Origin of the sequence: Streptomyces sp. AF1A (genome assembly GCF_047340315.1) — a bacterium.
Taxonomy (GTDB): domain Bacteria; phylum Actinomycetota; class Actinomycetes; order Streptomycetales; family Streptomycetaceae; genus Streptomyces.
Genome location: NZ_JBLEBI010000175.1, coordinates 1 through 14,328 on the forward strand (window position 1 = coordinate 1; position 14,328 = coordinate 14,328).

Genomic DNA, 14,328 nt, shown 5'->3' on the forward strand with positions numbered 1-14,328 from the left:
GGCCGTAGGGTGGTCGGGCTATGACGAAGCCCTCAGTCTCCGAACTCCTGCATGCCGCCGTCACAGCCGTCGGCGGCACGGAGCGCCCCGGCCAGGTGACCATGGCCGAAGCGGTCGCAGAGGCGATCGACGACGGATCCCACCTGCTGGTCCAGGCCGGCACCGGCACCGGAAAGTCGCTGGGTTATCTGGTGCCCGCGCTCGCACACGGAGAGCGCGTGGTCGTCGCAACCGCCACTCTCGCCTTGCAGCGCCAGTTGGTGGAGCGCGACCTGCCCCGCACGGTCGAGGCACTGCACCCGTTGCTGCGCCGCCGCCCGGAGTTCGCGATGCTGAAGGGCAGGTCGAACTACCTGTGCCTGCACCGGCTCCACGAGGGCATGCCGCAGGACGAGGAGGACGGACTCTTCGACCAGTTCGAGGCCGCGGCGCCCACCAGCAAGCTCGGCCAGGATCTGCTGCGGTTGCGCGACTGGTCGGACGAGACGGAGAACGGCGACCGGGACGATCTCACCCCGGGCGTCTCGGACCGGGCCTGGGCGCAGGTGTCGGTGTCGTCGCGGGAGTGCCTCGGCGCGTCGAAATGCGCCTACGGCGCCGAGTGCTTCGCCGAGATGGCCCGCGAGCGCGCCAAGCTCGCCGAGGTGGTGGTCACGAACCACGCGCTGCTGGCCATCGACGCCATCGAGGGCGCGCCGGTGCTGCCCCAGCACGAGGTGCTGATCGTCGACGAGGCGCACGAACTCGTCTCCCGGGTCACCGGCGTCGCCACCGGCGAGCTCACGCCTGGCCAGGTCAACCGCGCGGTGCGCCGCGCCGCCAAGCTCGTCAACGAGAAGGCCGCCGACCAGCTGCAGACCGCCGCCGAGGGCTTCGAGCGGCTGATGGAGCTGGCGCTGCCGGGCCGCCTGGAGGAGATCCCGGAGGACCTGGCCTACGCCCTGATGGCGCTCCGGGACGCCGCTCGCACGGTCATCTCCGCGATCGGCACGACGCGCGACAAGTCGGTCCAGGACGAGGACGCCGTCCGCAAGCAGGCACTGGCCTCGGTCGAGACGGTGCACGACGTGGCGGAACGGGTGGTGAACGGCTCGGAGTGGGACGTCGTCTGGTACGAGCGGCACGACCGTTTCGGCGCCTCCCTGCGGGTCGCCCCCATGTCGGTCTCCGGTCTGCTCAGGGAGAAGCTCTTCGCGGACCGCAGTGTCGTGCTCACCTCCGCGACCCTCAAGCTGGGCGGCGACTTCAACGGCGTCGGCGCCTCCCTGGGGCTCGGCCCCGAGGGTGTCGAGGGCGAGGACCTGCCCAAGTGGAAGGGTGTCGACGTCGGTTCGCCCTTCGACTATCGCAAGCAGGGCATCCTCTATGTCGCCAAGCACCTCGCGCGCCCCGCGCGGGACGGCGAGCGCGGTGACATGCTCGACGAGCTGACCGAGCTGATCCAGGCGGCCGGTGGCCGCACCCTCGGTCTGTTCTCGTCCATGCGGGCGGCCCAGCTCGCCGCGGAGGAGTTGCGCTCGCGGATTCCCGAGTTCCCGATCCTCCTCCAGGGCGAGGAGACGCTCGGCGAACTCATCAAGAATTTCGCGGCCGACCCGAAGACCTGTCTCTTCGGCACGCTCTCGCTGTGGCAGGGCGTCGACGTCCCGGGGTCCAGCTGCCAGCTGGTCGTCATGGACAAGATCCCGTTCCCGCGCCCCGACGACCCCCTGATGAGCGCGCGCCAGAAGGCGGTGGAGGACGCGGGCGGCAACGGCTTCATGGCGGTCGCCGCCACCCACGCGGCGCTGCTGATGGCACAGGGCGCCGGCCGCCTCGTACGCGCGTCGGGGGACCGGGGCGTGGTCGCCGTACTGGACCAGCGGCTGGCCACCGCGCGGTACGGCGGGTATCTCAAGGCCTCGCTGCCGGACTTCTGGTACACCACGGACCGCAATCAGGTGCGCAGGTCACTCGCGGCGATCGACGCGGCGGCGAAGCAGGCCGAGGCGGAGGAGAAGTGATCATGGGGTGGGTCGACCGGCACAGGTCGACCCACCCCACGCGATGTGAAGGCGCCGGAGAGCACGCTGACCGTACGCAGCCGTGCTCCGTATACACGCGCCTGCGGCCACACCGTCCACGCCGTCCGCGAGCCCCGAACCGACGGGCACGTGACCACCTCGTGCACACGCAGGGCTCCGCGATCGCGGCCCCCTCGTGCACCTGCAGTGGGGCCGCGGAGCCCGTGATCCCCTCGTGCCCATGCGGCTCCGGCATCGTGACCGCCTCGTGCACACGCGACTCCGGGATCGTGAGCCCATGCGCGCACAAGCAGGGCCCCGGAACCGGCGCAGGGGTTCCGGGGCCCGGTCAGGGAGCGGAGCCGGTCGGCCCGCCCGCCGCGGCCGTCACACGCGGCGCAGCACGGCGACGACTTTGCCCAGGATGGTGGCGTCGTCACCGGGGATCGGCTCATAGGCCGAGTTGTGGGGGAGGAGCCAGACGTGGCCGTCCTCGCGCTTGAAGCGCTTGACGGTGGCTTCGCCGTCGAGCATCGCGGCCACGATGTCGCCGTTCTCGGCGACCGGCTGGCGGCGGACGGTGACCCAGTCGCCGTCGCAGATCGCCGCCTCGATCATGGAGTCGCCGACGACCTTGAGGACGAACAGTTCACCGTCACCGACGAGCTGGCGGGGGAGAGGGAAGACGTCCTCCACGGACTCCTCCGCGAGGATCGGGCCACCGGCGGCGATGCGGCCGACCAGCGGGACGTACGACGCGGCGGGCTTGCCGGCGGTGTCCGTGGGCTGCACGCTCACGGCCTGGTCGGAGCCTCGCACCTCGTACGCGCGCGGGCGGTGCGGGTCGCGGCGCAGGAAGCCCTTGCGCTCCAGTGCCATCAGCTGGTGCGCGACCGAGGACGTGCTCGAGAGGCCGACGGCCTGGCCGATCTCCCGCATCGACGGCGGGTAGCCCCGTCGCTGCACCGAGTCCCTGATGACCTCGATCACCCGGCGCTGCCGGTCGGTGAGCCCCGAGCTGTCCGCCCGGATGCCTGGAGGTCGGCCCGGCAGGGAGCGCTTGTGTCCCTCGGGATTCGTGGCTTCGTTCATCGCGTGTACCGGCTCGACTCGGCCCTGGGAGCGGTCCTGGGCGGTGATGGTGGCACTGTCTGCGGTGGTGGTCACGTCGGCCCCTCTCGATGGTCTCCCTGCTGGACAACGGTAGTTGCTTTCGAAAGGTTGCGCCAAACACACGTTCGAGTGAAAAAGTGCGATTCACCTGACGCAGTCATGTGTCTGGGTGTATGGCTAACGCGGCACCTGGCGGACAAAAGTATTCATTGTTGTACTCTTCACCGCCGGGGTTGCTGACCTCGTGGGCTGCGTCCCCAGTCTGCCATCCGGAACCCGGCCTGCCGGGAAGCGGGTGCCTTCTGCGCCGGAGTCCTACGCGTCCTCCGTGCGGCGCCCACGCTATCTCCGTATGCGCCACAGCGGTACGGTTCCGCGCGCGCGTGTTCCGGCGGGTCGCTCCTGCGGTCTCGGCCCCGTTTCCTCGCGACACGCGATTCTGCCTCGGTGTATGAGCCAATCCCCACATCTAGTGGTTGGATGGCTACAGCAGCCCAGAAGTTGTGGTCCCCCCGGTCCAGGACGGCTCCACGATCGCCTATGCTTAGGGCTGCTTCGCGGGGCCCCTGGGGCTCGTGAGGCCGTTGAGTCTGCTGTGAGGAGGGTTGGAGATCATGCACTGCCCCTTCTGCAGGCACCCCGACAGCCGCGTGGTCGACAGTCGTACGACCGACGACGGCACGTCGATCCGCAGGCGCCGCCAGTGCCCCGACTGCTCCCGTCGTTTCACGACCGTGGAGACGTGCTCGCTGATGGTGGTCAAGCGGTCCGGCGTCACCGAACCGTTCAGCCGTACCAAGATCATCAACGGCGTGCGCAAGGCATGCCAGGGACGGCCTGTCACCGAGGACGCCCTGGCCCAGCTGGGCCAGCGGGTCGAGGAGGCGGTGCGGGCCACCGGAAGCGCCGAGCTGACCACCCATGACGTGGGGCTGGCCATACTCGGCCCGTTGCAGGAGCTCGACCTCGTCGCCTACCTGCGGTTCGCCTCCGTCTACCGGGCGTTCGACTCGCTCGAGGACTTCGAGGCGGCCATCGCGGAGCTGAGGCGGGCGACTCCGAGCCCCGCCGTGGACGACGAGGACGCGGAAACGGGGAACCAGGAAGACGATCGCGGGCACGGCGGGGCCGCCCAGGCTCCCGTGCCCGCCCACGCCGCCGACTGACCGGCGGGCCGGAGCCCGGAGGACATCCGGGTTCCGGCCGGGAGGCGGCGACCGAAGACCTGTTGCGGGTGGTAGCTGAGGGTGCCCGCAACACACGACAGAACACCGTGCCACGGGAACAATCGGGGCACTTCAGGGCGTTTTTGCCCGTAGAGGGAGGCGGCATGACAGAGACGGCGAGCGGTCCGGCACGAGGTTCCCGAGCCAAGGGGGGCAAGGCGGGAAACAAGGGACTGCACATCGAGCGCATCCACACCACCCCCGGCGTACACCCGTACGACGAGGTGAGCTGGGAGCGCCGTGACGTCGTCATGACCAACTGGCGCGACGGCTCGGTCAACTTCGAGCAGCGTGGCGTCGAGTTCCCCGACTTCTGGTCGGTGAACGCGGTCAACATCGTCACCAGCAAGTACTTCCGCGGTGCCGTGGGCACCCCGCAGCGCGAGACCAGCCTCAAGCAGCTGATCGACCGCATCGTGAAGACGTACCGGAAGGCCGGCGAGGAGCACAAGTACTTCGCCTCGCCCGCCGACGCCGAGATCTTCGAGCACGAGCTCGCCTACGCCCTCCTGCACCAGATCTTCAGCTTCAACAGCCCCGTCTGGTTCAACGTCGGCACCCCGCAGCCCCAGCAGGTCTCCGCCTGCTTCATCCTGTCCGTCGACGACTCCATGGAGTCGATCCTCGACTGGTACAAGGAAGAGGGCATGATCTTCAAGGGCGGCTCCGGCGCCGGCCTGAACCTCTCCCGCATCCGCTCCTCCAAGGAACTGCTCTCCTCGGGCGGCAACGCCTCCGGGCCCGTCTCCTTCATGCGCGGCGCCGACGCCTCCGCCGGCACCATCAAGTCCGGCGGTGCCACCCGCCGCGCCGCCAAGATGGTCGTGCTCGACGTCGACCACCCCGACATCGAGGACTTCATCGAGACCAAGGTCAAGGAGGAGGAGAAGATCCGCGTCCTGCGCGACGCGGGCTTCGACATGGACCTGGGCGGCGACGACATCACCTCCGTCCAGTACCAGAACGCCAACAACTCGGTCCGCGTGAACGACGAGTTCATGAAGGCGGTCGAGGACGGCGGCAAGTTCGGCCTGCGCGCGCGGATGACCGGCGAGGTCATCGAGGAGGTCGACGCCAAGGCCCTCTTCCGCAAGATCGCCGAGGCCGCCTGGGCCTGCGCCGACCCGGGCATCCAGTACGACGACACGATCAACAACTGGCACACCTGCCCCGAGTCCGGCCGGATCACCGCGTCGAACCCGTGCAGCGAGTACATGCACCTGGACAACACGTCCTGCAACCTGGCCTCGCTGAACCTGATGAAGTTCCTCAAGGACGACGGCAAGGGCCACCAGGCCTTCGAGACGGAGCGCTTCCAGAAGGTCGTCGAGCTGGTCATCACCGCGATGGACATCTCGATCTGCTTCGCGGACTTCCCGACCCAGAAGATCGGCGAGAACACGCGCGCGTTCCGCCAGCTCGGCATCGGCTACGCCAACCTCGGCGCCCTGCTGATGGCCACCGGCCACGCCTACGACTCCGACGGCGGCCGTGCCCTCGCCGGCGCCATCACCTCCCTGATGACGGGCACCGCCTACCGCCGCTCCGCCGAACTGGCCGCGATCGTCGGCCCGTACGACGGCTACGCCCGCAACGCCGACGCCCACAAGCGCGTCATGAAGCAGCACGCCGACGCCAACGGCAGGGCCGTCCGCATGGACGACCTGGACACCCCGGTGTGGGCCGCCGCCACGGAGGCCTGGCAGGACGTCGTCCGTCTCGGTGAGAAGAACGGTTTCCGTAACTCCCAGGCGTCCGTGCTCGCGCCGACCGGAACCATCGGTCTCGCGATGTCGTGCGACACCACCGGTGTCGAGCCCGACCTGGCGCTCGTGAAGTTCAAGAAGCTGGTCGGCGGCGGCTCGATGCAGATCGTCAACGGCACCGTCCCGCAGGCCCTGCGCCGCCTGGGCTACCAGGAGGAGCAGATCGAGGCGATCGTCGCCCACATCGCCGAGCACGGCAACGTGATCGACGCCCCCGGCCTCAAGCACGAGCACTACGAGGTGTTCGACTGCGCCATGGGCGAGCGCGCCATCTCCCCGATGGGCCACGTCCGCATGATGGCCGCGATCCAGCCCTGGATCTCCGGCGCCATCTCCAAGACGGTCAACATGCCGGAGACGGCGACCGTCGAGGAGGTCGAGGAGATCTACTACGAGGCCTGGAAGCTCGGCGTCAAGGCGCTCGCGATCTACCGCGACAACTGCAAGGTCGGCCAGCCTCTCTCCGCCAAGAAGAAGGAGGAGAAGAAGGCCGAGGAGCCCACGGCCGTCGAGACCAAGGTCGAGAAGGTCGTCGAGTACCGCCCGGTCCGCAAGCGCCTTCCCAAGGGCCGTCCCGGCATCACCACCTCCTTCACGGTCGGCGGTGCCGAGGGCTACATGACCGCCAACTCCTATCCGGACGACGGTCTCGGCGAGGTCTTCCTGAAGATGTCCAAGCAGGGCTCCACCCTCGCGGGCATGATGGACGCCTTCTCCATCGCCGTCTCCGTCGGTCTGCAGTACGGCGTGCCGCTGGAGACGTACGTCTCGAAGTTCACGAACATGCGCTTCGAGCCGGCGGGCATGACGGACGACCCGGATGTGCGGATGGCGCAGTCGATCGTCGACTACATCTTCCGCCGCCTGGCGCTGGACTTCCTGCCCTTCGAGACCCGCTCGGCGCTCGGTATCCACTCCGCCGAGGAGCGTCAGCGGCACCTGGAGACCGGCTCCTACGAACCGGCCGAGGACGAGGTCGACGTCGAGGGCCTGGCCCAGTCCGCGCCGCGCGCGCAGGAACTGAAGGCCGTGGCCGCGCCGAAGGCCGAGCCCGAGGCGGCCAAGCCGGCTCCGCAGCAGGCGCACACCAACGCGGAGCTGGTGGAGATGCAGCTGGGCATCCAGGCCGACGCCCCGCTGTGCTTCTCCTGCGGTACGAAGATGCAGCGGGCCGGTTCCTGCTACATCTGCGAGGGCTGCGGCTCCACCAGCGGCTGCAGCTGATGACACGCCTTTCCTGAGGTAAGGGGCGCCGACCAGGCCGGCGCCCCTTACCTTTCCGGCACTTGGCATCCCGTGGCGCTGTAACCTCCGTCATGACCACGACGCGGAGGTACGACGCGGACGTCAGCGGACGCCAGCCTTTCGTGCGGGGGAGCCGGGCCCGGTGCCCGGATGGGCCTCCAACACCATGCGCACGCCGCGCATGCTCTACGTCCTGGCCGACCGGGCCTGAGCAGGCGCAACACCGACGAGCCGGCGCGTCCGCCCACCCATCGCGAGGCGGTCCTCGAAGCCCTCGCCGGCACCCTGGCGATCGTCGCCCCCTCTGCGGGCTGACCCTCAGGGCCGGCGCGTCCTGCCCATGACCCGGGTGAACTCCGCCGGGTCCTCGTCGAACCCGTGCACGCCGGGCCGCAACGCCCACGCGCCGGAGTCGTCCCGCACGAACTCGGCGATGGTGGCGGCCGTCGCGCCGGGCACCGCACCGAAGTCGTCCTCGGCGAGCACGGTGTAGCCCTCCCGGATGCGCGTGGCCGGATTCAGGACGTCGGCGAACGTCCTGCGCACCGGATGCTGCTGGATGACGACACCCACCACCACGCGCGCGTACCGGCCGTCGAGGCGGTCCAGTTCGAGCGTCATGACCTCGTCCCAGCCGAACCCCTTGCCGTCGGTGCTGTCCCGGTTGAGGAAGATGGTGCCGTCCGGTGAACGGCTGTCGAAGTGCACCAGATAGGCCGGAGCCCCGTATGCGTCGCCCGCGACGAACGTCGCGGCGACGATGTCGAGATCGGTGGCCGGTCGACCGGGCGGACTCGGGTCCCACTTGAGCGCGACCTCGACCTTGCGGATGCCCTTGCTGAAGCCGGTCACCAGGCCTCCCCCTTCCCTGCCGACACCTCGTCCCAACTCCCGTGGAGTCAGGGCTGCTTGCTTATCGTGCCATGCGCGCCGGGGCGCATGCGCGGGCGATCTCCGCCGGAGCGTGACCGGCGCCACGCCCCGTGGCCTTACGATGGCGCGGTGCTGGTCAAGTGGATTCGCTGCACCGTGGTGGACCGCCGGGGGTTCGAGCGGGGGCAGCGGAAGTGGGCGGGGCTTCTGGGGGAGCCGGGTTTCCGGGGGCAGGGCGGAGGCTGGAGCCGGCAGCGGCCGGGGGTGGCGCACATCTTCGCCTTCTGGGAGAGCCGTGCCTTCTACGACTCCTTCATGGCCCGTTCCCACGACCGCCTGGCAGCCGCCCAGTCCGGCACGTTCAGGGACACCCAGGCCAAGCTCTTCGAGTACCGCTTCGACGTGAAGACGGGCTTCGAGCCGCGGTTCACCGACACCGACCTCGTCCGGGTGGCCCTCTGCCGGATCCACGAGGACCGCGTGGAGCACTTCACGCTCATGCAGGAGAAGGTCTGGAACCCGGCGATGGCCGGGTCGCCGGGCATGGTCCGCGGCATGTTCGCCGAGGCGCCCGAGCAGGAGTTCCTGATCCTGTCGATGTGGCGGTCGGCCGCCGAGCACGGCAAGTACCGCGCCGAGCGGGTGGAACGCCTTGCCCTGCGTGCCCAGACCGAGGCGGACGTCGCGGCGCTCTCCGGCGACATCGTGGAGCTGGAGCCGTCCTGGACGGTCTGACGCGGCGCCCGCGAGTTGGAAAAACAGACTCGGTCGTGGGGATTAGGCTTGAGTGGCTCGTTGCGCGCCCTGAAGCTCGTGGAGCGCTCCTGATTTATGTGACATACGCCGTATGGGACCCCTGCGAGTGCTCGACTTTCCGCCGCTCGATCTAGGGTTTTGGCATGGCACGACCACGGCGCATCGTCCTTGTCCGGCACGGCGAGTCGACGGGCAACATCGACGACTCCGTGTACGAGCGGGAGCCGGACCACGCCCTCGCACTGACCGAGCGGGGCTGGCGGCAGGCCGAGGAGACCGGCAAGCAGCTGCGGGAACTCTTCGGCCGGGAGCGCGTGAGCGTCTACGTCTCCCCTTACCGCCGTACGCACGAGACGCTTCGCGCCTTCCACCTCGACCCCGACCTCGTACGCGTGCGCGAGGAGCCCCGGCTGCGGGAGCAGGACTGGGGCAACTGGCAGGACCGCGACGACGTACGCGTGCAGAAGGCGTACCGCGACGCCTACGGGCACTTCTTCTTCCGCTTCCCGCAGGGGGAGTCCGGCGCCGACGTCTACGACCGCGTCGGCGGGTTCCTGGAGAGCCTCTTCCGCAGCTTCGAAGCCCCCGACCACCCGCCGAACGTGCTCCTGGTGACCCATGGACTCGCGATGCGGCTGTTCTGCATGCGCTGGTTCCACTGGACGGTCGCGGAGTTCGAGTCGCTGTCCAATCCCGGGAACGGCGAGGTGCGGATGCTCGTTCTCGGGGAGAACGGCAAGTACACACTCGACCGGCCCTTCGACCGCTGGCGTGAGCCGGCGCCCTACTGGGCCACGGGCTAGCCCCTCGGACCGGCCCGGCGACACCACCGGGGGAGTGCTGTATCCATGGGCGACGAATTAGAGTGGCAGAGCGATGACCGCTGACTCCTCTTCTCTCGGCCGCCTGGAGCGCGCCCTGGCGAGCCTGCGTGGACTGGCCGTGGGCGACGCGCTGGGCGCCCAGTTCTTCGTTCCGGCGAACTACCCGTCGCTGAAGCGGCGCGAGCTGCCCGCCGGTGACTGGCGGTGGACGGACGACACCGAGATGGCCTGTTCCGTGGTGGCCGTCCTGGCCGCTCACCAGCGCATCGACCAGGACGCCCTGGCCCGCTCCTTCGCCGACCACCACGACATCGACCGGGGCTACGGCCACGGGGTCAGCCGGCTGCTCAGTCTTGTCCGGGAGGGCGAGGACTGGCGGGAGCCGGCCGCCGCGCTCTTCCACGGACGGGGCTCCTGGGGCAGCGGCGCGGCGATGCGGATCGCGCCCCTGGGCGCCTGGTACGCCGACGACCCCGAGCAGGCCACCCACCAGGCGGAGATCTCGTCCTATCCCACGCACCAGCACCGGGAGGCCGTGGTCGGAGCGATGGCCGTGGCGGCGGCCGCGGCGCTCGCCGCATCGCCGGAGGGCCCGCCCAGCCCGGAGGCGCTCCTCGACGGCGTCATCTCCCTGGTGCCCAAGAGCGCGGTCGGCCAGGGCCTCCGCCGCGCCCGGAACATGCTGGACTACGACGACGCGGTCACCGTCGCTGCCGTGCTGGGGTGCGGACGCCGCAGGACCGCCCACGACACCGTTCCCTTCGCCCTCTGGTCCGCGGCGCGGAGCCTCGGTGACTACGAGACGGCGTTCTGGACCACGGCTCGGGTGGGCGGGGACGTGGACACCACCTGCGCGATCATGGGCGGTGTCCTCGCGTCCGGGAAGGCCGGGATGCCGCCCGCCGACTGGGTGGAGCGCACGGAGGCGCTGCCGGACTGGGTTCCCACGGGACTCTGACCGGCGCGAGCCGCGGCAGCCGGAACTCTGCGTGTCCGCCGGGAACTCTCCGTCACTGACCGGCGTTCTTCCTGTATCCACCGCTCGGTGTCCGCGGCAGGCGCGGCGGGGAGGTGGAAGGCGAGGTTCGGAGGAGGCGTGGCATGGCATTCGCGGCGTTGCTCCTGGTGCTGCTTCCCCGCTCGGTTCCGTCGTGGGCGATGGTTGCCCGGACGTGGTCGGCCGGACCGCCGTGTGTGCCGTCCGTGGCCCGGCAGCGGTCCGGCCGGCCGCGGCTCCCCGCGGCCCGGGTGGTCGCCTCAGCCGATGCCCGGTCCCGCTGCGCCCGCGAGGGATTCGAGGTCGCTCTTGCGGACCCGGATCACCAGCCAGGCGGTGAGGAACGCCATGGCGGCCATCGCGGCGGCGGGGACGAAGGCGGTGGAGATGCCGTGGGCGAGCACCTCGTGCCCCCAGGACGCCGGCAGCTGGTGCGTCTTGGCGAACTGGGCCTTCTCCTCCGCCGAACCGTTGGCGAGGAACTTCGGCAGCTGCTTCTTCGCCTCGTCCTTGCCGGCGGAGCCGAAGACGGTCGTCAGAATCGACAGCCCGAGGGAACCTCCCACCTGCTGCATCGCGTTGAGCAGGCCGGAGGCCGCGCCCGCCTCGTGCTGGGCCACCCCGGAGACCGCCGTGACGGTGGCCGTCACGAAGTTCAGGCCCATACCGAAACCGAACGCCAGCATGGGGCCCAGCACGCCGCCGAGATAGGAACTGCCGGGCCGGATGAACGTCAGCCAGGCCAGCCCGATCACCACGAGGATGGTGCCGGCCATCATGAACGGCTTCGGGCCGAGGCGGGGCAGGAGCTGCTGGGACAGCCCCGCACCGATCGTGATCGCGACCGTCACGGGCAGGAAGGCCAGGCCGGCCTTGATGGCGCTGTAGCCGAGCACGTCCTGCACGAAGAGCACGATGTAGAAGAACATGCCGAACATCGCCGCGGCCAGGCTGAGCATGATCACGTACGTGCCCCAGCGGTTGCGGTCGCGGAACATCCGCAGCGGAGTGATCGGCTCCTTCGCCCGGGTCTCGGTGAGGACGAAGGCCAGCAGCAGGACCACGGCCGCGTCGAACGAGCCGAGGGTGAGGCCGTCCCGCCAGCCGTCCTCCGAGGCGCGGATGAACCCGTACACCAGGGAGGCCATGCCCGCCGTCGAGGTCAGCGCGCCCGTGATGTCGAAACGTCCCGGATGCCGCTGGGACTCGCTGATGTACACCGGGGCGAGCGACGCGATGAGCACGCCGATGGGCACGTTGACGAACAGCACCCACCGCCAGTCCAGCCAGTCGGTGAGCATGCCACCGGCGAGCAGGCCGATGGCGCCACCGCCCGCGGACACGGCGGCGAACACGCCGAACGCCCGGTTGCGCTCGGGACCTTCGGGGAACGTCGTGGTGATCAGCGCCAGCGACGTGGGGGAGGCGATCGCGCCGCCCACGCCCTGCAGGGCGCGTGCGGCCAGCAACTGCCAGGGTTCCTGGGCGAGACCGCCCAGCAGCGACGCGAAGGTGAACAGGAGGATGCCGGTCATGAACACCCGGCGGCGGCCGAGGATGTCACCGGCCCGCGCGCCGAGCAGCAGCAGGCCGCCGAAGGTGAGCGTGTAGGCGCTGACCACCCAAGTGAGGTCGGTGGTGCTGAACTTGAGCGCGTCTTGAATGTGCGGGAGCGCGATGTTCACAATCGTCGCGTCGAGTACCACCATGAGTTGGCAGGCCGCGATGACGGTGAGTGCGATGCCGGGATGCCCCGCCCGGCGGGCCACGCCCGGTTTCTGGTCATGGAGCAGCTGAGAGGTCGTCACTTATGGGTCCCCCACAAAGGCGTTAGTGAACGGTTGCGTTCACTGTTGCGCCCACCGTAGTGAGTCCCCGACAGTGAACGCAAGCGTTCACTTAAACGCGCGCCGCGACTGGCGTCCCCCTGTTGCTGCTGCACGGCGCCCACTCCGCCCCGGAACCCCCGCTTCACTTGCATGCTGGAGAAACACAGATGGATACCTCGCGCTGGACGGCCGACCATGCCCGGCCGGCTTCCCCTCGTCGGCGCGGTGCGGTGCTCGAGCGCGCCATCCTGGACGCCGCCCTGGAGCAGCTCAGCACGGTCGGCTGGAAGGGTCTGACCATGGAGGGCGTCGCGGCCGGCGCCCAGACCGGCAAGGCCGCGGTCTACCGCCGCTGGCCCTCCAAGGAGGACCTGGTCGCGGACGCGCTGGTGTCCGGACTGCCCCGCATGGAGACGGCCCCCGACCTCGGCGGGGTACGGGAGGACCTTCTCACCCTGTGCCGGCAGGTTCGGCAGATCATGTTTTCGCTGCCCGGCACCGCCCTGCGCTCTGTCATTCACGAATGCGATCAAGTGCAGGCCGAACGCTTCGAGGGCGTGATCGTGGGAAAGGTGGTGGAGCCGACCGTCGAACTGCTTCGCGAGGTCATCACCCGTGGCATAGAGCGGGGCGAGGTGCGCTCGGACGCGGCCAACGGCTATGTCTTCGACGCCATCCCGGCCATGATGATGTACCGATCGAAGATGTACGGAAGCGAATGGAGCGATCGGGATCTGGAAGCGATGGTCGACCGGTTGATGCTTCCGCTGCTCCGGCCCTACGGCCGCTGACACCGTGCATCCGTGAGCCCGGCGGCGGACGGCGACCGGGGTGTCGCGTGACCATTCCGGCGGCGTAATCTAAGGGCGCCATGCCGTACGAACCGCCTACTCACACCGTCGAGCGCTCCCTGCGCGCCACGACCGGAGCGAAGGTCATCGCCGGTGTCGACGAGGTGGGGCGCGGCGCCTGGGCCGGACCCGTCACCGTCTGCGCGGCGATCACCGGACTCCGCCGACCCCCCGAGGGCCTGACCGACTCCAAGCTGCTGACCGTCAAGCGGCGTACGGAACTGGCCCAGGTCCTGCGGACATGGGTGACGTCCTACGCGCTGGGGCATGCCACTCCTGAGGAGATCGACGACCTGGGGATGACGGCCGCGCTGCGGCTCGCCGCGGGCCGCGCCCTGGGCGCCCTGCCCGTCCGCCCCGACGCCGTGATCCTCGACGGGAAGCACGACTATCTCGGCGCCCCGTGGCGGGTGCGCACGGTGATCAAGGGCGATCGGTCGTGTGTGGCCGTGGCGGCGGCCTCGGTGATCGCCAAGGTTCAGCGCGACAAAATGATGGCCGAACTGGGTATCGACCATGCAGACTTCGGATTCGCGGACAACGCCGGGTATCCGTCGCCCGTGCACAAGGCCGCACTGGAGGAGTGGGGGCCCACCCCGCACCACCGTTTGTCGTGGGCGTATCTTGATGCGCTGCCCCGGTGGCGGCACCTCAAGAAGGTCCGCAGCTGGGCGGACGGAAGCGTTCCGGAAATCGAGGGTCAGCTCGGCTTCGATTTCTGACGTCTCCGCTCGCACTGACGTGCCACCCGGTCACCCGCGTCGCACCAACGTTTGATAAATATCAGCTCATGCCTCTCATTCCCGAGGAGCCTCAGATTCACGAGAGTGCCCAGGGTCCCCGCG

11 protein-coding genes are annotated in these 14,328 nt (G+C 69.5%); 8 read left to right on the plus strand and 3 right to left on the minus strand.

Annotation, left to right across the window (positions count from 1 at the left end; genetic code table 11):
- Positions 1-20 precede the first annotated feature (20 nt).
- Complete coding sequence (locus tag ACLU3S_RS30470) at positions 21-2,003, plus strand: ATP-dependent DNA helicase (protein WP_413955199.1); 1,983 nt, start codon at positions 21-23, stop codon at positions 2,001-2,003.
- 387 nt (positions 2,004-2,390) lie between these two features.
- On the opposite strand, the gene lexA is transcribed toward ACLU3S_RS30470, so the two are convergent.
- A complete protein-coding gene (lexA, locus tag ACLU3S_RS30475; protein WP_413955200.1) occupies positions 2,391-3,170 on the minus strand; it encodes a transcriptional repressor LexA in 780 nt (259 codons plus the stop codon).
- Positions 3,171-3,730: 560 nt separating this feature from the next.
- Here lexA and nrdR point away from each other — a divergent pair.
- Complete coding sequence (gene nrdR / locus ACLU3S_RS30480; RefSeq protein ID WP_413955201.1) at positions 3,731-4,282, plus strand: transcriptional regulator NrdR; 552 nt, start codon at positions 3,731-3,733, stop codon at positions 4,280-4,282.
- A gap of 164 nt (positions 4,283-4,446) precedes the next feature.
- Positions 4,447-7,332 (plus strand): vitamin B12-dependent ribonucleotide reductase, encoded by a 2,886-nt coding sequence (locus ACLU3S_RS30485; protein ID WP_413955202.1) that lies wholly within the window; start codon positions 4,447-4,449, stop codon positions 7,330-7,332.
- Positions 7,333-7,671: 339 nt separating this feature from the next.
- Here the strand turns inward: ACLU3S_RS30485 and ACLU3S_RS30490 are convergent, their stop codons facing one another.
- On the minus strand, positions 7,672-8,205 hold the full coding sequence (locus ACLU3S_RS30490; protein WP_413955203.1) for a TerD family protein: 534 nt from the start codon (positions 8,203-8,205) through the stop codon (positions 7,672-7,674).
- Between the two features lie 150 nt (positions 8,206-8,355).
- Here ACLU3S_RS30490 and ACLU3S_RS30495 point away from each other — a divergent pair, with 150 nt between their 5' ends.
- The 3 genes from ACLU3S_RS30495 (at position 8,356) to ACLU3S_RS30505 (ending at position 10,764) form a co-directional block, all read left to right on the plus strand.
- Positions 8,356-8,961, plus strand: coding sequence for a YdbC family protein (locus ACLU3S_RS30495; RefSeq protein ID WP_413955204.1), 606 nt, complete (start codon positions 8,356-8,358; stop codon positions 8,959-8,961).
- Positions 8,962-9,125: 164 nt separating this feature from the next.
- Entirely contained in the window at positions 9,126-9,785 is a 660-nt protein-coding gene (locus ACLU3S_RS30500) for a histidine phosphatase family protein (protein WP_413955205.1), read from the plus strand.
- A 73-nt stretch (positions 9,786-9,858) separates the two neighbouring features.
- Positions 9,859-10,764 (plus strand): ADP-ribosylglycohydrolase family protein, encoded by a 906-nt coding sequence (locus tag ACLU3S_RS30505; protein WP_413955206.1) that lies wholly within the window; start codon positions 9,859-9,861, stop codon positions 10,762-10,764.
- A gap of 299 nt (positions 10,765-11,063) precedes the next feature.
- On the opposite strand, the gene ACLU3S_RS30510 is transcribed toward ACLU3S_RS30505, so the two are convergent.
- Positions 11,064-12,611 (minus strand): MFS transporter, encoded by a 1,548-nt coding sequence (locus ACLU3S_RS30510; RefSeq protein WP_413955207.1) that lies wholly within the window; start codon positions 12,609-12,611, stop codon positions 11,064-11,066.
- 188 nt (positions 12,612-12,799) lie between these two features.
- On the opposite strand from ACLU3S_RS30510, the gene ACLU3S_RS30515 reads away from it, so the two are divergent.
- Positions 12,800-13,423, plus strand: coding sequence for a TetR/AcrR family transcriptional regulator (locus tag ACLU3S_RS30515; protein WP_413955209.1), 624 nt, complete (start codon positions 12,800-12,802; stop codon positions 13,421-13,423).
- Between the two features lie 80 nt (positions 13,424-13,503).
- Positions 13,504-14,205, plus strand: coding sequence for a ribonuclease HII (locus ACLU3S_RS30520; RefSeq protein ID WP_413955208.1), 702 nt, complete (start codon positions 13,504-13,506; stop codon positions 14,203-14,205).
- Positions 14,206-14,328: the final 123 nt, after the last annotated feature.

What these genes read in the sequence shown, in the direction of transcription:
- ACLU3S_RS30470 (WP_413955199.1), top strand. Translation starts at nt 21, where the DNA reads ATGACGAAGCCCTCAGTCTCCGAACTCCTGCATGCCGCCGTCACAGCC.
- nrdR (WP_413955201.1), top strand. Translation starts at nt 3,731, where the DNA reads ATGCACTGCCCCTTCTGCAGGCACCCCGACAGCCGCGTGGTCGACAGT.
- ACLU3S_RS30485 (WP_413955202.1), top strand. Translation starts at nt 4,447, where the DNA reads ATGACAGAGACGGCGAGCGGTCCGGCACGAGGTTCCCGAGCCAAGGGG.
- ACLU3S_RS30500 (WP_413955205.1), top strand. Translation starts at nt 9,126, where the DNA reads ATGGCACGACCACGGCGCATCGTCCTTGTCCGGCACGGCGAGTCGACG.
- ACLU3S_RS30505 (WP_413955206.1), top strand. Translation starts at nt 9,859, where the DNA reads ATGACCGCTGACTCCTCTTCTCTCGGCCGCCTGGAGCGCGCCCTGGCG.
- ACLU3S_RS30515 (WP_413955209.1), top strand. Translation starts at nt 12,800, where the DNA reads ATGGATACCTCGCGCTGGACGGCCGACCATGCCCGGCCGGCTTCCCCT.
- ACLU3S_RS30520 (WP_413955208.1), top strand. Translation starts at nt 13,504, where the DNA reads ATGCCGTACGAACCGCCTACTCACACCGTCGAGCGCTCCCTGCGCGCC.